Genomic DNA, 20,780 nt, shown 5'->3' with positions numbered 1-20,780 from the left:
AAACCATGAAAGAGACGGTACGACCTGTCTGGCCGCTTGCACTCGCATTTGCCCTCGTGCTGACACTTGCCGCGATCAGCCTCTTCATCGGTGTCGCCGATCTGTCCGTTGCTGCGCTTTTTGGAGGCGATGGCGACGCCAGAGCGACCCAACTGCTCCTCGTCAGCCGCATCCCCCGCACACTGGCGCTCCTTCTGTCCGGCGTTTCGATCGGCGTTGTGGCGCTCATCATGCAGATGCTGTTTCGCAACCGCTTCGTCGAGCCGGGCACCACCGGGACCGTGGAAGCGGCAAGCCTCGGCCTTCTTGTCACCGCTCTTCTCGCACCGGATATGGCAATCTTTTCGCGGATGATTGTGGCGGCGCTTTTTGCGCTTGCCGCCAGCTTCCTTTTCCTGCGGCTGGTCAGCCGCATTCCCTCCAGTGGCGGTCTGATCGTCCCTCTTCTCGGGCTGATGTTCGGCGGCGTCATCAACGCCGTCACGACGTTCTTCGCCTACCGCTACGATCTCCTGCAATCACTGGCGCTATGGATGAATGGCGACTTCTCCAGCGTCCTGCGGGGACGCTATGAGCTCCTGTGGATTGCGGGAGCGCTGGCCGTCCTATGCTACATCGCGGCCGACCGCTTCACGGTCGCCGGACTCGGCGAGGATTTCACGCGCAATCTCGGTCTCGATTATAACCACATTGTCACCCTCGGTCTGATCGTGGTCGCACTGGTCACGGCCACATCCGTGGTTACGGCGGGGGCGGTGCCCTTTCTTGGACTGATCGTCGCCAATATCGTCCGCCTTCTTGCCGGCGACAATCTGCGCAAGGCCCTGCCCTGGGTGGCGCTGTCCGGCGCGGGCTTCCTGCTCGCCTGCGACATCGCTGCAAGAACGATCCGTTTTCCCTACGAGATCCCGGTCGGCACCGTTGCCGGTGTGCTGGGTTCCGGTGTCTTCCTTTATTTGCTTCTGAGCCAGCGAGCCCGCCTTGGCTAGCATCGAGAGCTATAACCCGGGTTCATGGCAACGACCTCATTTCGTGGTCGCATCCCTTGCGGCGATCGCGATCGTTGCGGCGATTCTATTCATGACGCTTGGCGCCAAGGGCCATTGGGACTTCGTCCTGCCCTTCCGCGGAACGAAACTGGCGGGGCTCGTCATCGTCGCCACGGCAATCGCCATCGCTACCGTGCTCTTTCAGACGATCACGCAGAACCGAATCCTGACCCCGGCGGTGATGGGGTTCGATTCGTTATATGTGGCGACCCAGACTGCCATGATTTTCTTTTTGGGGTCGCACCTTCTCTCAGGCGTCGATCCCCGGCTGCGCTTCATGCTCGAAGCGACGCTGATGGTCGGGCTTTCGCTTCTGCTTTTCCGCTGGCTCTTTCTTGGCGGGCGCCGCAGCCTGCATCTCGTCGTACTGGCAGGGCTCGTCTTCGGCATCTTCTTTCGCAGCCTGGCGCATCTGATGCAGCGTATTCTGGACCCCAACGAATTCGTGGCATTGCAGGACATGCTGTTTGCCAGCTTCAACACGATCGACCATCAACTTCTGGCCGTTTCCGCCGCCATGGTCGTGCTCATCGCCGGCATCAGCATCGGCCTCCTGCCCAAACTGGACGTGCTCGGCCTGGGGCGCGATGTCGCGATCAATCTCGGCATCGATTACCAGCGCCTCGTCATGCGGGTCTTCGTCATGATCGCGGTGCTGGTCTCCATTTCGACGGCCCTCGTTGGGCCGGTAACCTTCTTCGGCCTGCTGGTGGCCAATCTGGCCTATCAGGCCGTCGACACGGACCGGCATCGTTACACGCTGCCCGCTGCGGTCCTTGTCGCCATCATCGCGCTGGTCGGAGGCCAGACCATTCTGGAGCGGCTGTTCGGGTTCGATACGGCACTCAGCATCATCATCGAATTCGTGGGCGGCCTCGCCTTCATCATTCTCCTCTACCGAAATGTCTCACGATGATCGAACTCGACCGGGTCACCAAAACCTACGACGAACTCACCGTCCTTCGGGATATCAGCCTGCAACTGCCGGAAAACGGCATTACCGCGATCATCGGCCCGAATGGCGCCGGCAAATCGACCTTGCTTTCGATCATTGCGCGCCTTTTGCCGATGAGCGCCGGAAGCGTCCGGGTCGATGGCATGGACGTTCGCAAGACACCGAGCGCGGACCTCGCCAAACGGCTCGCCATCCTTCGGCAGAACAACGACGTCGCCATGCGGCTGACTGTCGGCGAACTGGTCGCCTTCGGACGCTTTCCGCATTCTCAGGGACGGCTCAACGAAGAGGACAAGCGGCATATCCACTCCGCCATCGACTATCTCGGTCTCGGCGCACTGCAGGATCGTTTCATCGATGAATTGTCGGGCGGCCAGCGTCAGCGGGCCTTCGTGGCGATGGTTCTGGCTCAGGATACGAAATATGTGCTGCTCGACGAGCCGCTGAACAGCCTCGACATGAAGCACGCACGGGCGATGATGAAGCGTCTCAGACGAACCGCCGACGAATGGAAGAAGTCCGTCATCATCGTCATCCACGACATCAACTTCGCCGCCGTTTATGCCGACCGCATCATCGCCATGCGCGATGGAAGCATCGTTCTCGACGGCACAGCGGACGATCTGATGCGCGAAGAGACGCTTGAGGCGATCTATGACACGCCGATAAGGGTGCATGAGATCGAGGGCCACAAGCTGGGCCTGTATCATTTGTGATTCGGAGGCAACCCTTTCGGCGACCGAGACGGTCGGTGGGCTTCATCAGCAGGTGAGACCCGAAGTAAGGCCGGCTGTGGCCGGCTGCGTTACGGCAAACAAATGGAAATGGTGCCCAGGAGAGGATCGGGCACTGTCAGCTTAAAGACACTATGATTCAATAACTTGAGGCAACTCCACTGGAGTGGTTTGTATCACTAGATTGTAGCACTTTGCAAGCTGCTGCTCGTCTGGTCTATTAGATCTGAAAACGTCGCCGAAGACTATTGCAATCGGAGATACCGGTGAAGCGGCGCGGGTATGGTCGGGCCACCAGATGCGGTTTTGCGATCAGGATGGGCGTTCAAGTGTTGGGTATTTCTGAAGCGAGCACGGACATTCGATGATGAGAAAATCGAAGAAACCGCGTCGCCGACCATCGAAAACTAAGTATGAAGACCGCGATCAGCTACTCGAACGAATTGAAAGCTATCGCGCCTCTGGAATGACCATAGCCGAGGCGGCCGCTCAGATAGGTTTTAGCAATGACTCAGTCTATCGCTGGCGACGCGAACAGGAGCAGATCGAGGCTGGCAGGCTCGTTCTTGCAGATGCTCAACAGAATTGGCTGACAAAGCGGCTTTATCGCTTATGGAATCGAGATCAGTCCAATCACTATCAGACGGTCATGACTATTCTCGAGATGTCGATATGGATGGCAGCACCTACTTCACCACAGGCTTACATGCCTATGGCGTCATCTTTAATAATACAATATTACCTAAAGAAGTCTAACGTTAAAAGACTAAGCGACATACCGAAGGAAGACTTAGATCTTATCACGAGATCGATTTCTGCGAAGGCCTTCGATTTCGGATTAAGGCTGACGACATCTTCATTCATAGAGCCAGAACCTACTATCGCGCCGCAGCCTTACATGAGTAAGGCCGACCGTTATGAGATCGGTGACAATTTCACACATCGCGATTATCTAGTTGATCTCTGTTGGTACCTTATGACCTCGAAAATTGACAATAATTATAGGAAATTTGCGAGCCTCACCCTCGGACGGAAAGCACTGGCGAGTGGCGCACTATCTGGTCGATGGAAGATCTCTAAGTCATCTTTCAACGAGATGCTGAGGCGGAGGGGTGTTACAATGCCCTTCCTTTTCGTCGAGCAGCGGCACTCCAAGTTAGAGTGGCGTTTAGATCCTACGGACGTAGACTTTGCCGATTTCGTGGACGACCTCATCGAAGATCATCAAGCTATCCGGGACTTCTTGAGCAAAAGCAGATGGACTGCTGAACAGCTGGAACTGCGATTGCATCCGCGTGCCCATCTTCAGCGAAATCTTCCTATCTTTCCAAATTGCATCGAACCGATCCCAGTGACCGAAATAGAGCTGCCAGCAACTTTTATTTAGTAATTACTTAAATATCATAGGTCGTTGTTCTCACTTCAGATATTCATTGTCTGCAAGTGTACAGACCTTCGAATATCGCCGTATGGTGCCGATCTCTCTCCTGCAGACAAAAAGGAGAGTATGAATGTCTGACTATCAAACTAGATCACAGTCTGGCCATCGAAGCGGTCGGCATAGAGCCAGCTACTGCCTCGGCGCGGGTTACATTGTCATTGAGACCTACCAGGAGGACTACAATGGGTAATCTGCAGATCATCGTTCCCAAACATCTCAAAAGGCGGATCAACTCTGCTCCTTCTGGCGAGAGATACTCCGACGTGCGGAGTGACATCGAAAATATCAGGACTGAAGTTGATGGTCTTGTAAACGGATTCCGAGAAAGCATCTACCGAGAAGTCGAAGCGGCTTGTGCGATAGGTCTCCGTTTAGCCCAACATACCAAGTTGTGGCGTGATTTCACGGAGGACAACTACTGGGCTGGGATGGAGCGAGGGCGCCCAAAAATTGCCGATCAACCCGACGCAGTCCGCTTCGTTTTGCTATGGATCTTCAGGGATAGCATCCATGGCGATAAAGCGAGTCTTTATTGGCGAGCCGTCGAATTGCGATTGGAGGCTAGGAATTCGGCAGAAGGTATCGCCGACTGGATCAAGAATAATGGAGGCGTCCGAAAGTTGGCCGACGAGGCCGCTGCGCAGAAGAAGGAGGCGAAACGACAGGCTGAGGCTGAAGAGAGGGTTAAGAAGATGTTTCATCCTTTAATCTGGCCATGTAAATTGGAATTGGCCAGAGAGGCGGAGGATCTGAAGGCAGAGCAGATAGGCGCGGACCTGAAATTGACTGTTACGCTCGAAAATATCGAAGCAGGAACGGCTCATCTGTTGGTGCACAGCTATGAAAAGGTGATAGTCTAAAATCGGATTATCCGATTTAGGACACAGACATTTTTGAGAACTCGGCCACCGCCGGACAATACGTCCGGCGGTGGCTTTTCACGCCTTTAATTCGATCTTACCGGCCGCCCCAATCGGCTCTGTTCCTTGAGGTCTTCGCGCCGAACAATCCTCGCCTGCTTCCGGTTCATCATTCCGGGCTTCATGGTCAGTTTCTCGTTCCAGTAGGAGACCTCGCTCGATGATAGAGGGAGCACGAGAGTGTATCCTGATTCCACCCGGTTTCGATCAAGCGATTTCATGGCATATCGCGTAGCCTTCGCTACGTCCTCTTCTTCAATGGATCGTGCATGAAGCTGAAGCAGCGGTTCATTCGGCGGTGCGTATACTCCCTGGTTATCGAAGAGGTGCTCTTCAACAGTCGCCTTAGGAAAGCGGCGCCGCATCGGTGTCAACGAGACGACATGGTAATGAAGTCCGTCATTTGAAAGAATGTTACGGAAATGGTCCTTCTTGCTGAGGGATTTGGGGACCGGCCAATCCGCGCAGCCGATCCAAAGAGCGCGTTTGGTTAAATCCTTAGGCGGGTGCCGGTGAACACGTGTTGTGAAACTAGCGTAGACCTTGGTGATAATGGACTCCATCTCTTGCATCTGCCTGCTTCTGCTACCGGCAATTTCTCTGAACATGAAGGTCAGGAGAGTGGGTTCATACCCAGCTGCGACATATGATTCCAACCATTCTCCATAGGAACGGGTAATCTGTTGCTGAGGTCGTTGATGTGAATTGTGTTCGTTCTTCATGTGATCGGTATCCATTGTTTTCATTGTTTCAGGTTCAAAACCCATTGTTTAAATCCATCCCAAACACTCTCATTTGACATGGCGAAGCCAAATGCCGGGGTCTTCAAAACCTCTGCATGGTACTTCTTCTGGACGGTGATTTTTGCATCCGGGCTTTCCCATTGATGTTCCAACCATCGATTGTCGCGGCGTTTGCCACCCCCCCTTTACCGAGGGGTCCGACCGTTCCGGTCGCGGTGGTTTTCGCGCTTCGCGGGTAATTGGCATTTGGGAGGAGTGGCGTTCGCAGCGCCGGGACGGGTCTTGACCAGCGCTATCGCTGTCCGGCTATCGTTCGGTTTCCATGCAGACCGAACACGCAGAGACGCTGAACAACTCCGCGATCACGCTGGTCGAGAGCATCGTCGGTCTACAGTCTTTCGACTGGTTGATCGCTCTTCGTCGACGGCTGCAGCCGGTTCTCAGGGCGCATGCCGATGGCGACAATGATCCGCTCTTTCGCTACCTGCTGACGGCGTTTCAGTATCAGGGCATGACGGATGCAAACGTCTCGGCCTTGCTGGAGCAAACGCCGGTGCCGGGTACCGCGGAGATTGCATGGGCTCTTCGATCCGGCTCCGATTGCGACCTTCTGACCAGCCATTGGCATTTTGAGGGATGCGGATACCGGAAGACCGAAGGGATATGCCGCAATCCGCATCTCCTAGACGGATGCGCGGTTCCGAATATGGATCTTCGCAATGGCCGTCTTTGTCAGGGGGCCGCCAGTTTCTTCCTCTTCGTTCGTGATGTCTGCGACGATGATCTTCTCGGCTGGATCGACAAGCGTCTCAGCGTGTCCTGCCCGGACCTCTCGGACCGACAGCAGGCAAAAGAAGCGATGATTCGCCCGCTCAGCCATGTGTTCGGCGTCTCCGATAAGGTTCTGTCGCTCGCACTGTCCGATGTCCTTCTGGCCGATCAGAGACATGCGATGCGGGTCAGAGCCGGCGCGTCGCTCATCGTCGTGGATACGCTGGTTCATAATTTCCTAATCCGCACGGGCATTCTTCGGCAATTCGGCTTCGAACATCCCTATGGTGCCGGTTGCTATGATGAGCGGGGATGCGCGACCGCCATCGATCATCTGACGGATCGTCTAAGCGAACGAGACCCGGACGCGTTCAGCGGCGAAGAGACGCTTTTCCCGCGCCATGTGCAGAAGGCGATCTGGTCGTTCTGCGCTCAGTCCGGTTTCGACATCTGCAACGGCAACAGGATCGATGATACGCGGAGATGCGGCAACGAAACCTGCCCGGTTTTCGATCTCTGCGAACGACGGCCTCTGCGTCGGTCGAATATCGATAAAAGCCATTGAAATCAGAGTCTTATTGCGTTTTTGCGTGTGTTTTGCTATGAACGGGGCGCACGACAGGCAAACCTTGCAGGCAAAGGCATGATCGAACCATCGCAACATCGACGTCAGTTAGACCGCCACCGCCACGTGCGACCTCATCTTCAAACGATCCGAACAGGGCCCCATCCGGGCCCTTTTTCTTTGGGAGACCGACATGACAAATAAATCCGCCAAACCAGCCGCAACCTCCGCCAATCAACCGAACGGGCTGGCCAGCATCATCGTGCTCGGCCGAGACGACAAGGCCAAGCCGCATGCCTCATGGTTCGGGGCCAGCGAGGAAGAGATAGCCAGGAAGGCTGCCGGTCTGATGGGCATGGCGACCCTTACGGTATCCGGTGAAGAACTCGAAGGGCTAAGCAGGCGGCTGCCGCAGGGCAAGGTCTTTGCCAGTGGCAAGGCGTTCGTGCCGTTCGTGAAGGCCGATCTGTTCGAGCAATTGGCCGGCCATTTGCCGGAAGCCGAGCGTGAGCTGCTGAAGCCCCACGAGCCGCCCGAACCGTTCGACGGTGAAACGGTCCTGATCGAATCCTGGGACAAGCTCTCCATCGGCGGATTGGTCCTCGCATGGGAGGGCAAGGATGCCGGCTGGTGGGAAGCGGTCATCACCACCATTCACCCAAACGATCTCGTGACCCTGCAATGGTGCGACTATCCCGACGAACCCAGGGCGGTTCGCAAGCGTAGCCATATCGCACTGCTCCACCCGAAGCACGACCAGCCGATCACCGGCAAGGCAGCCTGAGGCCATGGACCAGATGGTGATGGCGAACGACGCTGAAACGGATCGTGCGGTGATGAAACAGGCCGATGCGATCCGCCGCCTCAACGATCAGTTCAGACAAACGTTTGTCGGCGGCACGGTTCTGACCACGGTCGGCGTGCGGGAATTATCAGATGCCGATCAAGTGGCGATCATTCGTGCCGTGCAGCGGTTTGACGATTTCCACCCGGAGAATGATCCGTTCGAAGAGCACGATTTCGGCGCGTTCGACCATGACGGCACCCGCTACTTCTGGAAGATCGACTACTACGATCTCGACCTTCGTCATCGCTCGAAGGATCCGGCCGATCCAGCCTTCACGATGCATGTGCTGACCATCATGCGGGCCGATGAATACTGATCGGCCCAACGTCGCCTGGCAGGCCCATACAGCGCCATCGACGGCGTGCCGCCCCCCCTTGGCCGACCGAGCGGCGCACAAATGCCCCAGCGGGCCCGCTACGCGCCCCGCTTCACCTTTGGCTTACGGCCCGATGGAAGCCTTGGCTGCTCATTACCGGCATCGGTCACAGTGGTGAACAGGTCTGCGACCTCGACTTCCAATAGTTTGGCGACCGCCTCGAGCGTCGACACGGTAACATTCTCCGAACCGCGCTCGATGCGGCCGACATATGACCGGTCAATGCCGGCCTCGAGGGCCAGCCGCTCTTGGCTGAGACCTTTTGCCACCCGTAGCCGCCGCATGTTCCAGCCGATTGTTGCGCGTACATCCATGCACGCAGATCATCATTCTGCGGCTTCAGTATCGACGGACTGTCTGTCCCGTATTACTATCGAACAACGACACGCCGCATGGAAGCGAGGGGAGAACCATTGAAACGACGACTTATGATCGCCGCCATGGCATTCGGGGTGAGCTCAGGCGCAGCATGGGCCGCGCAATGCAACGACGCAGACGTCGAGCGGCTGGTCCTGAACATTCTGGAAGAGAACTGGCTTAACACGCAGAACCAGCGCGTACAGCGCTTCGCGGCCTTCCCCGCCATCTACGGCGGAGAACTCGTCTTCGACTTCTCGCTCAGTGGCATTCGTGATCGTGGATACGACGATCAGTCGATCCTGCAATGCGCAGCGACCTACAGCGGAAGCATGGATCTGGTCGGATCTGACAATCCCGAGGGCAAAGAAATCATCGGACTGGTCGGTTTCTCGAACCTATCCGGCGAAGTCGTCTACAGCGTCGAGACCACGCTCGACGACCAGCTCTACGTCAATGCCCGGTGGTAAGCGACCTGGCCGATAGCCCTTCCAGAGTTTCCCATTCCCTATCTCGATGAACTGGAGAACCCCGATGCGTTCTTACCTCAATGCCATTCGCAAATACGCCACCTTTTCCGGACGTGCGTCGCGAACGGAATATTGGCTCTTTGCGCTGTTCTATTTCATCTTCGGAGCGGTCGCCGTCTTTCTGGACGCTTTGCTGTTCGATGCCGTTGGCGAAGATCCCGGCCCACTGACCATCCTCTTCGTTATTGCTCATATTCTTCCCGGCTTCGCCGTCTTGAGCCGGCGGCTTCACGATACCGATCATTCGGCGTGGTGGATGCTTCTCTATCTCACCGGTATTGGCATCTTCATTCTGCTCATCTTCGCATTGATCCGCGGCACGGAAGGGCCGAACCGCTATGGCGTGGACCCACATGGCGAGGGAAGCGTCATGCCGGCCGCAGCGCACGGACACCCTCAGGGGGGAGGAGGCGCGGATATCGTTGCGGAGCTCGAGCGGCTTTCCAGCCTCAAAGAGCGCGGCGCGATCAGCGAAGACGAATATGCGGCGATGAAGGCAAGAGCGCTCGGAACGGGAAATCCCGCTTGAGCGACGATGCCGCCTTCATGCTGGACATGATGATTGGCGGGGTGATCCTGTTGATGATTGTAGTGACGCCCATCGTCATCGCCTTTATCCGCAGGCACCCCAATCGCTGGGCGATCTTCATCATAACGGTCGTGTTTGGCTTTACGCTTCTTGGCTGGCTGATTGCTCTAATCTGGTCGCTGCATGGCTTCCACCGAAGCGAAGGACCGCTTCGAGATGGCGGCGAATCCGGCCTCAACCTGTTCGGCAACGACACCCATGTGGTTGGATCAGCGCTTTTCCACGATGCTCGTTCGGCACAGCCTAGAGTTCCAGCTAGAACTTACGCGGCAGCATTCGCATCACAGGCCGGCCTCGCACACCAGATCGAACGCCTGCTTGAGCTAAAAGCCAAAGGCGCGATCAGCGATCAGGAATATACGCAACTGAAAGCAGACCTCATGAGAGCGTGAGGTGAACTTGCAAATGTCCACTGTGCGGCCCATTCCTACCTTTAACGATTGAAGGTCCAAAATGCCGTCGTTAAAAGCTTAATGAACATTCAGCTTCCGTGCACATCGGTCGCCTTTAGGGGATACAGGAGAAATACTCATTGCGAGCAACCATATTCGCCTTGGCTACGCTTGTGTCGGTGGAGGGTGCAGGCGCGGCAACGGTTCTTGCCAGCGTTCATGGCAACGATCTGCACCCCCACTGCACAATCGAAGATCCCACCTGCCTAGCGTATGTGACGGGCGTTGCGGATGCATTGGAAATGGTTGCGCCGCACCTGACGAATATTTGCCGTCCATCAACCTCAACCATGGCGCAAGTCTTCGACATCACGATGTCCTGGCTCGCGGACAATCCTGCGGAACGACATCGTCCGGCCGCCGCATTGATAGGATTAGCTCTTGCGGAGGCTTGGACCTGCCATCAGTGACCGCAGTGCGCCTTCAATCTCGCTATTCCGTGAATGATCATATCTTACGCAGGCGGTCGTTCGATGGCCTGCGTAACCCTCTGCGAACGACTGAAATGGGGTGGATATATGCCCAACGGCCTCTGAGTAGCGATGCTGGTCAGCAGACGCCTAGGTAGCCTCGACATTTCGTCGGCAATGCGCCCATCCCGGTCGTTAGATGGTAATTCCCAAACGCCTAAAAGCGGACATTGGCTTTTCAAGTGCGAATTAGGGTACGTTCGGACGATCCGGTTATTCCGCTTCGGGGTGACAAGTGGATTAAGCCTTCGATCGTTCAGCCACTTCGAAGGAATGGCCTAGCGCTGGTGCCTGAACGAGAGGTTCCGATCTGCTAGTTCTTGCTGCTCTAGGTTACCCAGAAAGTGAAATTGTTGGTCCAACTGGACAGAATGAGCCCTTGATCGTCGATCAGCGATGTTGTTGAGAGCTCTATAAACGGACGAAAGAACCGAATTCCCGACCGGGAGGTGATGCAGTAAGTCGCATAACAAAGTAAAAATTGTTCAAACTGCATCTTCGATCGCGTTCGTCATTCGCCATACTCCGCTTGGGAGGATGTTCGAATGATGCGCACGACGGATTTGCAGTACGAGGTCACGGACGTCGTCATTTTCGGTGCCGGGTTGTCCGGCATTGGTTGTGCCGCGTATCTGCACCGGAAGCTTCCCGGCAAATCCTATCAGATCCTGGAGATGCGCGACGATCTGGGCGGCACGTGGGACCTTTTTCGCTATCCGGGCATCCGGTCGGATTCGGATCTCTACACGTTCAGCTACGAATTCAAGCCGTGGAAGAGCGACAAGTCGATAGCACCAGCGGAAGAGATCAAGTCCTACATCGCGGAGACCGCCGACGAATACGATGTTCGCGAGCGTATCCGCTTCGGGCGAAAGGTCATCGCCTGCGACTGGTCGTCCGAAGAAGCATTGTGGACGGTCACGACGGAACGGACCGGTACGGGCGAACGCGAGACCTGGCGGGCGCGCTGGATATTTTCGGCGACGGGCTATTACGATTACGACCAGGGTTACCGTCCAGAATTCGCCCAGGAAGGTAGCTTCGACGGACCAATCATCCATCCGCAGTCCTGGCCGGACGATCTGGATTATACCGACAAGCGCATAGCTGTGATCGGTTCGGGCGCGACAGCAGTGACGCTTCTGCCGGCGCTTTCGGAAAAGGCCGCGCATGTCACGCAGGTGCAGCGCACGCCCACCTACGTCCTGCCGCTGCCCACGCAAGACCCTTGGCTGAGGTGGTTGCGTCCTTTCCTTTCGGCCGACCGGATCCACCGCACGCTTCGCACAAAGAATATTATGCGCCAGTCGGTCTTCTGGCGCATTTCGCGGCGGTTTCCGAACTGGATGCGAAATTTCGTGCGCAAGTTAAATGTCAAATATCTTCCGGAAGACTACCCGATCGATACCCACTTCAATCCGCCTTACGATCCTTGGGATCAGCGACTTTGCTTCGTCCCGGGTGCTGACCTCTTCAAACGGCTTGAAGATGGAAGCTGCTCGATCGTGACGGGCAAGATCGCCCGTTTCGATGAGTCTGGAATTGCGATGGAGGACGGCAGCCATGTCGATGCCGACATCATCGTCACGGCAACAGGCCTCAACCTGAAACTGATGGGCGGCGCGGAATATGCCGTCGACGGCAAGGCTGTGCATTGGCCTGACCATCTCATCTACAAGGGAATGATGCTCGACAACATTCCAAACTTCGCGTTCTCGATCGGCTATACGAATTCGTCGTGGACGCTGAAAGTCGGCCTTCTTTGCGAATATTTCTGCCGTCTCCTCGCCGAGATGGACGAGCGCGGCATGGGTATCTGTTATCCCGAACGTCCCGACAGGCAAATGAAAACGCGGCCGCTGCTCGACTTCCAGGCAGGCTACGTGCAGCGTTCGATCGACATCCTGCCGCGGCAGGGCGACACCTATCCCTGGGAGATGACGTTTAACTATCGCGAAGACGCCAAGATGATGAAGCGTGGCGCGGTCATCGGGCCGGAACTGCATCTCGAACCGTCGCCGGCACCATTTTCGGATGCTGCGCAATGAATGCAGATAGGGATGAATTCGCGAAACTACCGAACGGCATCGATATCTGCTATCGCGATGAAGGCAGCGGCGAGCCGATCGTCCTTATCATCGGCCTAAGTTTCCAGCTGATACACTGGCCGCGCGAATTGATCTCCGCGCTGATCGCCGGCGGCCATCGCGTCATCACCTTCGACAATCGCGATTCAGGTCGCTCGTCCTACGTGACCGGCCGCGGCCCGAACCTGCGGGAAATGATCTTTCGAAAAGCGCCTAAAGACGCTTACACGCTGGACGATATGTCCGACGATATGCTGGCCCTGATGGACCATATGGGGATCGACAGGGCGCATTTCGTCGGCATGTCGCTCGGCGGCATGATCGCGCAGGTCACTGCGGTAAAGGCGCCTGAACGGGTGTTGTCATTAACATCGATCTTCTCGACGACCGGCGCACGGCGCGTCGGCCAGCCCTCCTTTCGCGTGGCTTGGCAGATGTCCAAGAAGGCGGCACGTGACCGCGACACCTTCATCGAGCACCGCGTGACCATGTCGGATCTGATCGGCGGCAAGGGTTTCCCGGCCGAGCCGGCGGCCAGACGAAAACTCATTTCCGATGCTTGGGAACGGGGCGGTCCGACGCAATATCGCGGCACGGCGCGGCAATTGGCGGCCATCTTCGCTTCCGGCGACCGGACGAGGGAACTGAAGACCATTGATGCGCCGACGCTGGTGATCCATGGCGACCGCGACTCTCTCGTGCACCCGTCAGGTGGCAGGGCCACGGCTGCGGCGATCCCGAATGCGCGGCACGTTACAATCGAGGGCATGGGCCATGAACTCCCGCCAGCGGTTGCACCAAGATTGGCCGAACTCATCCTATCCCACGTCAAATCCTGCAAGGCGGAGCAGCCATGAGCAATATCTTTCGCGACCGCGTTGCGGTCGTCACCGGTGCCGGTAGTGGCATTGGTCGCGCGTTATCTCTCGGCCTTGCCCAGCGTGGCGCCAAGCTCGCGATCAGCGATATAGAGGAAGGGCCGGTCGAAGCGACGGCGAATATGGCTCGTGACAATGGCGCGGACGTTATTGCCGATCGTCTCGATGTCACCGACCGTGCAGCCTTTTCGGCCTATTCGGAACGCGTAGTCGCCGCTTTCGGAAGGGTCAATCAACTCTTCAACAATGCGGGCATCGCCTCTCGCAACGACCCTTTCGTCGAGATGCCGGCAGAGCAGTTCGACAGGGTCATATCGGTCAATCTGGATGGCGTGGTGAACGGCACCCGCGTTTTCCTGCCCCATCTCATCGCCAGCGGCGAGGGCCATCTGGTCACGATTTCGAGCCTGAATGGCTTTATGGCTCAGCCGCACATGTCACCCTACGTCACGTCAAAGTTCGCCGTGCGCGGCCTGACCGAAGCGATCCGCCAGGAGATGCTTTATGATGGCCACCCGGTAGAAGTGACGGTGGTTCACCCCGGCGGTGTTGCGACCAATATCGCGTCGCGGAAAGCTTCGGAGATCGACCAACTACCGGCCGATAAACAGGCTGCTGCGAGACGGCGTTTGAAGGTCTATCAGGAAAAACTTCTGACGATGCCGCCGGAAAAGGCGGCAGCAGAAATTTTGGACGGAATGGAGCGCGGCAGAAGGCGGATCATCCTGACCTCGAAGGCAAAACGCCTCGATTATCTCGTCCGGCTGATGCCCTCTGGCTACATTCCCATCGTTACGAAGAAACTTCGCGAGGTTTTCGGGTAGCCGCTTCGGCCAAAGGGGGCGCCTAAACGTAACCTCATGGCCGCTTCGGGAGTGCGGTGCATGGGGCAGGCACTGGGAGGATGTCATGACCACGATCGAGCGCATGCAATCGACGCGAACGACCCGGGTGGCGGAGGGAGCGGGTGGCGTCCTCGCTTTGCTGTTCACCGCGAATTTTCTCAACTTCTTCGACAGAGCGCTGCCCGCCGTTCTCGCTGAGCCGATCCGCTTGGAATTCGGTCTGAGCGATACACAGATCGGGTTGGTCGGCTCCGCCTTCACCGTCGTCTACGCTATTGCCGGATTGCCTCTCGGCCGTCTTGCCGATCGCCTCTCGAGAAAATGGATTATTGCCATCGGTCTTGCCATCTGGTCACTGATGACCGGCGCGACCGGCCTCGCGGGCAGCTTCGCGACATTGATGGCCGTCCGGATCGGTGTCGGCATCGGCGAGGCCGCCTTCGCGCCGGCGGCAAACGCTCTGATCGCAGACTGCTATCCCTCCGAAGGTCGTTCAAAGGCCACCAGTCTCTTCATGATGGGTCTGCCTGCGGGAATCATCGTTGCATTCTTCTCGACCGGCGCCATCGTGGCCTTCTTCGGAACCTGGCGCGCCGCGTTCTTCATCGCCATGGTGCCAGGCATTCTTGTCGCGGTTTGGGTGCTCAGGATGCGTGAGCCGGCACGCGGCTACTCCGATACGCCGGAGCTGGCGATTCAGACCACCGACAAACCGATCCGCGCCGTTCTGTCGGTCCCGACGATGTGGTGGCTGAGCGCTGCGGGTATCACCTTCAATTTCTCCAGCTACGCGGTCACCACATTCATGGTGCCGAACCTGCAGCGCTATTTCGGCCTGTCGCTAACCATGGCCGGCATCTCGGTCGGTGTCATCATCGGCGTTTCCGGTCTTATCGGATTACCAATCTGCGGCTGGCTCGCGGACCGCTTGCATATGGCCTTCATACGTGGACGGCTGCTCTTCGGCGTCGGCTGCATGATCGTCTCGGCAGGCCTGACTTTCGCGGCGATGTCGCAACCTTCCGACGCTGTCATCAGCTTTGTCGCACTTTTCGCTATCGGCTGGTTCCTTCAATATGCTTTCTATTCCACGGCCAACCCGACGATCCACGATGTCCTGCCGCCGTCTTTACGGGCGACCGGCGTCGCCATCTTCTTCTTCCTTTTCTATATCTTCGGTGCGGCTTACGGATCCGTCGCCTCTGGCATGCTTTCGGATCATCTGGCGGAACGTGCGCAGTTGGCCGCGAACGCGCCGGAAATGACCGAAGCGTTCCGCGCCATCGGTCTCCACGGCTCCCTGTTCATGATACCGGCGCTGTCGCTCGGCACGGGGCTCTTCCTGTTGATCGCGTCGCTGCGGTATCCGAAGGACCACCGTCGATGATAACCGTAGATGATACGTCGCCGAACCGCTGCGCGATCGTGACGGGCGGTGCGCGAAATATCGGTCAGGCGATCGCGACGCGCCTTCAAGCCGATGGCTGGCGCGTTTTCGTTCTCGACACGGAGGTTCCTGAGGACGTTTCGCTACGCTCCGACGCGACGAAGATCGATCTCTCCGACACCGCCGCCACCCGAAACGAGGTGTCTCGCATTGCCGATAGACACGGTCTCGGTGCGCTGGTGAACAATGTCGGTATTGTCAAGCCGGCACTTCTTGAGGACGTCGACCTCGATGATTTCGACCGCCTGTTTCATCTCAATCTACGATCATCAATTGTCGCCGCGCGCGCCGCTCTGCCGGCATTGAAACGGTACGGCAATGGCCGCATCGTCTTCAACACCAGCCGCGTCGTCCTCGGCAAAAAGGCCCGAACGCTCTATGCGGCGACGAAGGGTGCGGCGGAAGCAATGGCAAGAGGATGGGCGCTCGAACTCGCGCCGGCGAGAATCACTGTGAACTGCGTCGCGCCCGGTCCGATCGGGACCACGGCCTTCTGGGAAAACAACAGGCCGGAAGCTCCGCAAACGCGCGACATGATCGAGGGCATACCAATTGGGCGCATGGGAACGCCTGAAGACGTTGCCAACGCCGTCAGCTTCTTCTGCGACGATCGAACGAGTTTCGTGACGGGACAGACCCTGTTCGTATGTGGTGGCGTCACGATCTGATCGAGCTGTTCAGCGCCTGGCGACCTCCAGTTCTCAACCCGCTACCGCTTGTCGTTCTTTGCGGCGTCGGGCAGCCAGAGCAGCATTTCAAGGGCAGCGGCAATCTCGATCCTCGCCTCTGAGAGCTTTCGTGGCAACTGGTCCTCGGCCACGGCGAGATGGCGTATAACCGTGTTTCGGTGGATCGAAAGCAATTGGGCCGTCCGGCTCGCGTTCTCACCCTCGTGAAGATGAACACGTAACGTTTCCTGCAGGTTTTCGGGCGCAAAGCGGAACGATCCCAAGACTTCGGTCACGAAGCTTTGAGATTTCTCATCATCGGCGGAGAGCATCGCGATCATCCGCACATCTGCGTATCGCGTGACCCTTCGAGACGCGGCCGCACCGGCCAACATGCGTTGTGCGATCTTCGCATCCTCATGTGTGCGTCGGAATCCATCCAGCCCCCGCCGCGGCTCGCCTAGAACCATACGGCAATCTTCCGGGCAGATCGCTGCGGCCCGATCCGTTGAGATCGGCTGGGTCATCCAAATCCAGCGCCGATGACGATCCTCGATGATTGCCAGGATTGCCGCTTCGGGATTCGATCGTCCCAACTCGTCGACCACCAGGTCCAGTTGGGCCGGTTCGATATTTGGCGCGACAGACCAGAGGATGATGGCCTGATGCGTACGATCAAATCGGTAGCCGAGTCTGCGACCATCCAGCATCGGATCGACCGGATCGCCGGATAGGACGCGTTGCACGAGCCGACGGCGCTCGGATGATGAGCCTTCCGCCGTTTCCGCAAGGCCCCTCGTGTTCTCCGCCCTGATCGCCGTTGCAGCGTCGGCGACAAAGCTCGTCATCGATCGATGCGAGAACTCCAGGACAGCGCGGATCTCTTCGCTGTCATCCGTCAGGCCGAAAACGATGGTCATCCATTCCGACCAGGCGAAGGCGGCACCTGCGCGAAAGGCTTCGAGCGCAACTTCGCCCCATCCCGTGCGCGCATTCTCGCGTATGGCACGGAGAATCTCGGGTGTCGGCTCGTATAGTGGAATGCGATCGGGCTCCAGGATCGTCTGCGTCAACCATTGCTCAAGATTCATGCGGTTGCCGTGCCGGATCCGACGCGCAAGAACCGGATCATCGGCCAAACCGATGGCCTTCAGCACTTCGGCATCGATCGCGCGATGAACCGGGCCGGCCTCCCTGGCGAAAGTCGCCGCTTGGCGGATAAGAAACTGAACGCGTTCGGGATCGGCAGACATGGCTTTGAATATAACGCAGAACCGACTGACTTGTCGTCAGGCGACGCACTGGCCATTCCGGCGAGAGGTCTCTCTACGGCTCACTGCTAAGGACGCGCTTCATCTTTCCACGAGGCGTCTCAGTCTTCAATGGGTGCGGAAGTAGTCGGCATTATCATAGAGCCGCGGCGATGGTTGGGAAATGGCTCAGGAGAATCCGAACCGGAATGGCAGTTTCCCGCCGGTGACATCCAAAAGCCGACCTTCTGCTATCGGCCAAGATTCAGCGTAACGAATGCACGGATGGTTAGATACCGCGGCCCTCGGCAATTCTGAGACGGCCCTCAGTATCCCATACTGTTCCAGAATTCGCACCGGTGGCGGGCGGCGAAGTCAATAATTAGGCTTTCGCCTTCCGGGGACAGGCGTAGCGGATTTTCGCTGTCGAAGGTGGGCCAGTCCGCTAAGCCATCCACATCAGGTTGACCGCTTGCGGCGAAAGCCGTCCAGTAGCGCTGAATACGATCCGACAATTCGGCCTGCTCGGCAGACCAGTCGTCGGGGCTTGCGAACAGGAACCGGTGTCCGAACACATAAGGCAGCTCGGCTGCGTGATATGAACCCTGCGACGGGGTGAACGGGACGCGCGGCGCTGCACTACGTGCGTTCGGGTCGTCGAACTCGTAAACGTAATCCGCCGCGCGTCCCGCTCGCAGCCGGTGCATCGACAGCATTGGGCAGGCGAAACGAGAGTCTGTGATGATATCGGCGTAGGCGTGATAATAGGATCGCTCCGCCTCATCGGCGTATTCGCCGAGCACCTCGTCCAGAATATCGGACCGGATGGCCCGGCCCACCTCACGTTCGTAGCCTTTGCGGCTCGTCCAGGCGAGCGTCAACGAGAGAAGGTTGGCGAACAATCGCCCCTCATCCCTATTGCTGCCCATCAGCAGCGGTACCGGCGCATCCTGGCCGCGCGCGAAAAGAGTGCGTGGCTTGTCCGGCAACACCTCGCCACCCACCATGGGCGACCAGCTGTCGCGTCCGACATTGCCCCAGCGGTGGCTTTTGGCCTTTACAAGCTCGCCAACCGGCAGATCGCGCAGACAGGTCAGCGCATCGGCTCCATTGCAGCCAAGATCGCGCGCCATCGCAATGCCGCCTGCTTCAGCGCCAGCGCGCGAAATCCATTGTTCGGGAAAGATGCAAGTATCGGATTGCAGGATGATGCGGTGGAACAAACCGCGGCTTCCGGGCGAGACCATATGCGTGCAGGCGCTGGTCGCGCCGGCGGATTCGCCAAACAGGGTGACGCGGCTTGGATCACCGCCGAACGGTTCGATATTGCGCTGCACCCATTCCAGCGCCGCGCGCTGATCGAGTAGCCCGTAATTTCCTTCGTCCGGTCCGCGCAGTAAGGGGTGTGCGAAGAAACCCAGCGCACCGAGACGGTAATTCGGCACAACCACCACGACATTCCGCCGCTGGGCGAGACGGCTCCCGTCATACTGCTCGTTTGATCCGAAACTGAGGCCGCCGCCGTAAAGCCAGACCAGTACTGGCAACCTGTCTCCTGCCTTGATGTCGGCCGGAGTGTAGACATTGAGATAAAGACAATCTTCCGACTTCTCTCGCGCGGGCACCAACTGCGGACAGGATGCACGAAGCTTGGTCGCATCACGCACACCCGCCCATGCAGCGGCAGGTTGCGGCGGGGCGAAGCGTAATGGCCCGACGGGCGGTGCCGAGAATGGAATGCCAAGAAAGGCGCTGCCCTCTGGTGCAGACGTGCCTCGTATGACGCCTCGATCGGTTGTAACCTCGTGATGTTGTGCTGCATCCGACTTGACGATGTGATGGACCGCGCCAGGAGCGGCACAGGCGGAGAGGCCAATCGACCACGACAGAGCTAAAAAGAAGCGCCGCCAACGCTGCCTTTGGCTTTCTTCGATAGGTTTGCGAACTGTTTCGGTCATGAGGCGCAGGCTACCATTTTCTTACGGATGAAGGTAAGCCTGCTAAGGCGATCCTGCGAGCGGCCTGCATGCGTAAGCTTATCCGTCACCAAACTTGCAAGCCTTTGGCTCCCTCCGCCCTTAGGTGCGGCCTCAACGGGACGTAAATGTACGGCGCGGCCGTTCATCGAACCAATTGTAGACTTGTGGAAATGGCGCAGTAGGAAAGTAGCGCTTATAATGACAAGGCACCGTCGAGGTGACCGATAGATTTTGTAGTTCAAGCGGATGTGAAAAGAAGCATATGAGTACTGAGGAAAGCTTATAAAGCGTGCCACGCGAGGCGGAGGGGAATTAGCGTGTTCAGATCAAACACCAGAAAGCTTCGCTGAAAACCGACGCACAGGATCGAATCGTTATCCTAACTTATAGCGCCTACCGGTTTCTTTCACTACGGCAGCTTCTAGGCCTCCCACTTGCGATCCGAAAAGGCGATCGTTGGATCGGAACCGGAAAGGCCCTAAGCCGCCTGTCCGCTTCCGGCCAAAAAATGCTGTTTCGTCTGCATCCTTCGCGTAAGCTTAGGTGCTGTTGTCATTTATGATGCGGTAGACCTGCATTCGCGAACAGCCAACATGGCGAGCGATTGCTGACACCTGTTCGCCGGCTTCGTGTAGCTTCAGCACTTTAGTACGGTTGATACGGCGCTTGCCGCCCTTATAGGTGCCGTTCGCCCTGGCGCGTTCGATGCCCTCACGCTGACGCTCCTTAATGAAACGACGCTCCATTTGTGCAACCATGCCGAGCACGGTCAGGATCACATGGCCCATTTCGCCCCGGGTGGAAACGTGGGGATCCAGAACGGTAAC

Annotated in this window: 22 protein-coding genes; 17 read left to right on the top strand and 5 right to left on the bottom strand. The window is 57.6% G+C overall.

The annotated features are described in order from the left end of the window. Nucleotides 1-5 precede the first annotated feature (5 nt). From D8780_RS00110 to D8780_RS00090, 5 genes are all read left to right on the top strand, one after another. On the top strand, nucleotides 6-989 hold the full coding sequence (locus tag D8780_RS00110; protein WP_121643810.1) for an ABC transporter permease: 984 nt from the start codon (nucleotides 6-8) through the stop codon (nucleotides 987-989). A gap of 1 nt (nucleotide 990) precedes the next feature. Then, nucleotides 991-1,965 (top strand): iron chelate uptake ABC transporter family permease subunit, encoded by a 975-nt coding sequence (locus D8780_RS00105; protein ID WP_425373637.1) that lies wholly within the window; start codon nucleotides 991-993, stop codon nucleotides 1,963-1,965. Continuing rightward, on the top strand, nucleotides 1,962-2,720 hold the full coding sequence (locus tag D8780_RS00100) for an iron ABC transporter ATP-binding protein (RefSeq protein WP_121643809.1): 759 nt from the start codon (nucleotides 1,962-1,964) through the stop codon (nucleotides 2,718-2,720). Before D8780_RS00105 ends, D8780_RS00100 begins: the two co-directional genes overlap by 4 nt. 382 nt (nucleotides 2,721-3,102) lie before the next feature. Next, complete coding sequence (locus D8780_RS00095; protein ID WP_147440253.1) at nucleotides 3,103-4,125, top strand: helix-turn-helix domain-containing protein; 1,023 nt, start codon at nucleotides 3,103-3,105, stop codon at nucleotides 4,123-4,125. Between the two features lie 236 nt (nucleotides 4,126-4,361). After that, nucleotides 4,362-5,039, top strand: a complete 678-nt coding sequence (locus D8780_RS00090; RefSeq protein WP_121643807.1) for a hypothetical protein — start codon at nucleotides 4,362-4,364, stop codon at nucleotides 5,037-5,039. A gap of 86 nt (nucleotides 5,040-5,125) precedes the next feature. Here D8780_RS00090 and D8780_RS00085 read toward each other — a convergent pair whose 3' ends face one another. Then, complete coding sequence (locus D8780_RS00085) at nucleotides 5,126-5,866, bottom strand: hypothetical protein (RefSeq protein WP_147440252.1); 741 nt, start codon at nucleotides 5,864-5,866, stop codon at nucleotides 5,126-5,128. A 298-nt stretch (nucleotides 5,867-6,164) separates the two neighbouring features. Here D8780_RS00085 and D8780_RS00080 point away from each other — a divergent pair, with 298 nt between their 5' ends. The 3 genes from D8780_RS00080 (at nucleotide 6,165) to D8780_RS00070 (ending at nucleotide 8,341) form a co-directional block, all read left to right on the top strand. Beyond that, nucleotides 6,165-7,178 (top strand): hypothetical protein, encoded by a 1,014-nt coding sequence (locus D8780_RS00080; RefSeq protein ID WP_121643805.1) that lies wholly within the window; start codon nucleotides 6,165-6,167, stop codon nucleotides 7,176-7,178. A 193-nt stretch (nucleotides 7,179-7,371) separates the two neighbouring features. Next, entirely contained in the window at nucleotides 7,372-7,962 is a 591-nt protein-coding gene (locus D8780_RS00075; RefSeq protein ID WP_121643804.1) for a tudor domain-containing protein, read from the top strand. 19 nt (nucleotides 7,963-7,981) lie between these two features. Continuing rightward, on the top strand, nucleotides 7,982-8,341 hold the full coding sequence (locus D8780_RS00070; protein ID WP_245412201.1) for a DUF3768 domain-containing protein: 360 nt from the start codon (nucleotides 7,982-7,984) through the stop codon (nucleotides 8,339-8,341). A gap of 98 nt (nucleotides 8,342-8,439) precedes the next feature. On the opposite strand, the gene D8780_RS00065 is transcribed toward D8780_RS00070, so the two are convergent. Further along, entirely contained in the window at nucleotides 8,440-8,715 is a 276-nt protein-coding gene (locus D8780_RS00065) for a helix-turn-helix domain-containing protein (RefSeq protein WP_121643803.1), read from the bottom strand. 99 nt (nucleotides 8,716-8,814) lie between these two features. Here D8780_RS00065 and D8780_RS00060 point away from each other — a divergent pair, with 99 nt between their 5' ends. The 9 genes from D8780_RS00060 (at nucleotide 8,815) to D8780_RS00020 (ending at nucleotide 16,724) form a co-directional block, all read left to right on the top strand. Continuing rightward, on the top strand, nucleotides 8,815-9,228 hold the full coding sequence (locus D8780_RS00060) for a hypothetical protein (RefSeq protein WP_147440251.1): 414 nt from the start codon (nucleotides 8,815-8,817) through the stop codon (nucleotides 9,226-9,228). 64 nt (nucleotides 9,229-9,292) lie between these two features. Beyond that, complete coding sequence (locus D8780_RS00055; protein ID WP_199699532.1) at nucleotides 9,293-9,817, top strand: DUF805 domain-containing protein; 525 nt, start codon at nucleotides 9,293-9,295, stop codon at nucleotides 9,815-9,817. 17 nt (nucleotides 9,818-9,834) lie between these two features. Continuing rightward, nucleotides 9,835-10,269 (top strand): superinfection immunity protein, encoded by a 435-nt coding sequence (locus D8780_RS00050; protein ID WP_199699531.1) that lies wholly within the window; start codon nucleotides 9,835-9,837, stop codon nucleotides 10,267-10,269. 140 nt (nucleotides 10,270-10,409) lie between these two features. Next, a complete protein-coding gene (locus D8780_RS00045; RefSeq protein ID WP_121643801.1) occupies nucleotides 10,410-10,739 on the top strand; it encodes a Rap1a/Tai family immunity protein in 330 nt (109 codons plus the stop codon). A 605-nt stretch (nucleotides 10,740-11,344) separates the two neighbouring features. Next, complete coding sequence (locus D8780_RS00040) at nucleotides 11,345-12,847, top strand: flavin-containing monooxygenase (protein ID WP_199699530.1); 1,503 nt, start codon at nucleotides 11,345-11,347, stop codon at nucleotides 12,845-12,847. Further along, nucleotides 12,844-13,743, top strand: coding sequence for an alpha/beta fold hydrolase (locus D8780_RS00035; protein WP_121643800.1), 900 nt, complete (start codon nucleotides 12,844-12,846; stop codon nucleotides 13,741-13,743). Before D8780_RS00040 ends, D8780_RS00035 begins: the two co-directional genes overlap by 4 nt. Next, nucleotides 13,740-14,588: an SDR family NAD(P)-dependent oxidoreductase gene (locus tag D8780_RS00030; protein ID WP_121643799.1), complete on the top strand. Its 849-nt coding sequence runs from the start codon at nucleotides 13,740-13,742 to the stop codon at nucleotides 14,586-14,588. Before D8780_RS00035 ends, D8780_RS00030 begins: the two co-directional genes overlap by 4 nt. Before the next feature lie 85 nt (nucleotides 14,589-14,673). Continuing rightward, the gene (locus tag D8780_RS00025) at nucleotides 14,674-15,996 is read left to right on the top strand and encodes a spinster family MFS transporter (RefSeq protein ID WP_199699529.1); all 1,323 of its coding nucleotides are present in this window, start codon (nucleotides 14,674-14,676) and stop codon (nucleotides 15,994-15,996) included. Further along, the gene (locus tag D8780_RS00020) at nucleotides 15,993-16,724 is read left to right on the top strand and encodes an SDR family NAD(P)-dependent oxidoreductase (protein WP_121643798.1); all 732 of its coding nucleotides are present in this window, start codon (nucleotides 15,993-15,995) and stop codon (nucleotides 16,722-16,724) included. The genes D8780_RS00025 and D8780_RS00020 overlap by 4 nt, the downstream gene beginning before the upstream one ends. 41 nt (nucleotides 16,725-16,765) lie before the next feature. On the opposite strand, the gene D8780_RS00015 is transcribed toward D8780_RS00020, so the two are convergent. The 3 genes from D8780_RS00015 to D8780_RS00005 form a co-directional block, all read right to left on the bottom strand. Continuing rightward, nucleotides 16,766-17,977: a helix-turn-helix domain-containing protein gene (locus D8780_RS00015; RefSeq protein WP_121643797.1), complete on the bottom strand. Its 1,212-nt coding sequence runs from the start codon at nucleotides 17,975-17,977 to the stop codon at nucleotides 16,766-16,768. Nucleotides 17,978-18,300: 323 nt separating this feature from the next. After that, on the bottom strand, nucleotides 18,301-19,932 hold the full coding sequence (locus D8780_RS00010; RefSeq protein ID WP_121643796.1) for a carboxylesterase/lipase family protein: 1,632 nt from the start codon (nucleotides 19,930-19,932) through the stop codon (nucleotides 18,301-18,303). Between the two features lie 560 nt (nucleotides 19,933-20,492). Next, on the bottom strand, nucleotides 20,493-20,780 hold a 288-nt coding region (locus D8780_RS00005), incomplete at its 5' end, for a helix-turn-helix domain-containing protein (RefSeq protein WP_147440250.1).

This window comes from Notoacmeibacter ruber (genome assembly GCF_003668555.1).
Lineage (GTDB): Bacteria > Pseudomonadota > Alphaproteobacteria > Rhizobiales > Rhizobiaceae > Notoacmeibacter > Notoacmeibacter ruber.
This window is presented reverse-complemented; position numbering and strand designations above follow the sequence as displayed.

What these genes read in the sequence shown, in the direction of transcription:
- D8780_RS00110 (WP_121643810.1), top strand. Translation starts at nt 6, where the DNA reads ATGAAAGAGACGGTACGACCTGTCTGGCCGCTTGCACTCGCATTTGCC.
- D8780_RS00100 (WP_121643809.1), top strand. Translation starts at nt 1,962, where the DNA reads ATGATCGAACTCGACCGGGTCACCAAAACCTACGACGAACTCACCGTC.
- D8780_RS00095 (WP_147440253.1), top strand. Translation starts at nt 3,103, where the DNA reads ATGATGAGAAAATCGAAGAAACCGCGTCGCCGACCATCGAAAACTAAG.
- D8780_RS00090 (WP_121643807.1), top strand. Translation starts at nt 4,362, where the DNA reads ATGGGTAATCTGCAGATCATCGTTCCCAAACATCTCAAAAGGCGGATC.
- D8780_RS00085 (WP_147440252.1), bottom strand. Translation starts at nt 5,866, where the DNA reads ATGGGTTTTGAACCTGAAACAATGAAAACAATGGATACCGATCACATG.
- D8780_RS00080 (WP_121643805.1), top strand. Translation starts at nt 6,165, where the DNA reads ATGCAGACCGAACACGCAGAGACGCTGAACAACTCCGCGATCACGCTG.
- D8780_RS00075 (WP_121643804.1), top strand. Translation starts at nt 7,372, where the DNA reads ATGACAAATAAATCCGCCAAACCAGCCGCAACCTCCGCCAATCAACCG.
- D8780_RS00070 (WP_245412201.1), top strand. Translation starts at nt 7,982, where the DNA reads ATGGCGAACGACGCTGAAACGGATCGTGCGGTGATGAAACAGGCCGAT.
- D8780_RS00065 (WP_121643803.1), bottom strand. Translation starts at nt 8,715, where the DNA reads ATGGATGTACGCGCAACAATCGGCTGGAACATGCGGCGGCTACGGGTG.
- D8780_RS00055 (WP_199699532.1), top strand. Translation starts at nt 9,293, where the DNA reads ATGCGTTCTTACCTCAATGCCATTCGCAAATACGCCACCTTTTCCGGA.
- D8780_RS00050 (WP_199699531.1), top strand. Translation starts at nt 9,835, where the DNA reads ATGCTGGACATGATGATTGGCGGGGTGATCCTGTTGATGATTGTAGTG.
- D8780_RS00040 (WP_199699530.1), top strand. Translation starts at nt 11,345, where the DNA reads ATGATGCGCACGACGGATTTGCAGTACGAGGTCACGGACGTCGTCATT.
- D8780_RS00035 (WP_121643800.1), top strand. Translation starts at nt 12,844, where the DNA reads ATGAATGCAGATAGGGATGAATTCGCGAAACTACCGAACGGCATCGAT.
- D8780_RS00030 (WP_121643799.1), top strand. Translation starts at nt 13,740, where the DNA reads ATGAGCAATATCTTTCGCGACCGCGTTGCGGTCGTCACCGGTGCCGGT.
- D8780_RS00025 (WP_199699529.1), top strand. Translation starts at nt 14,674, where the DNA reads ATGACCACGATCGAGCGCATGCAATCGACGCGAACGACCCGGGTGGCG.
- D8780_RS00020 (WP_121643798.1), top strand. Translation starts at nt 15,993, where the DNA reads ATGATAACCGTAGATGATACGTCGCCGAACCGCTGCGCGATCGTGACG.
- D8780_RS00015 (WP_121643797.1), bottom strand. Translation starts at nt 17,977, where the DNA reads ATGTCTGCCGATCCCGAACGCGTTCAGTTTCTTATCCGCCAAGCGGCG.
- D8780_RS00010 (WP_121643796.1), bottom strand. Translation starts at nt 19,932, where the DNA reads ATGACCGAAACAGTTCGCAAACCTATCGAAGAAAGCCAAAGGCAGCGT.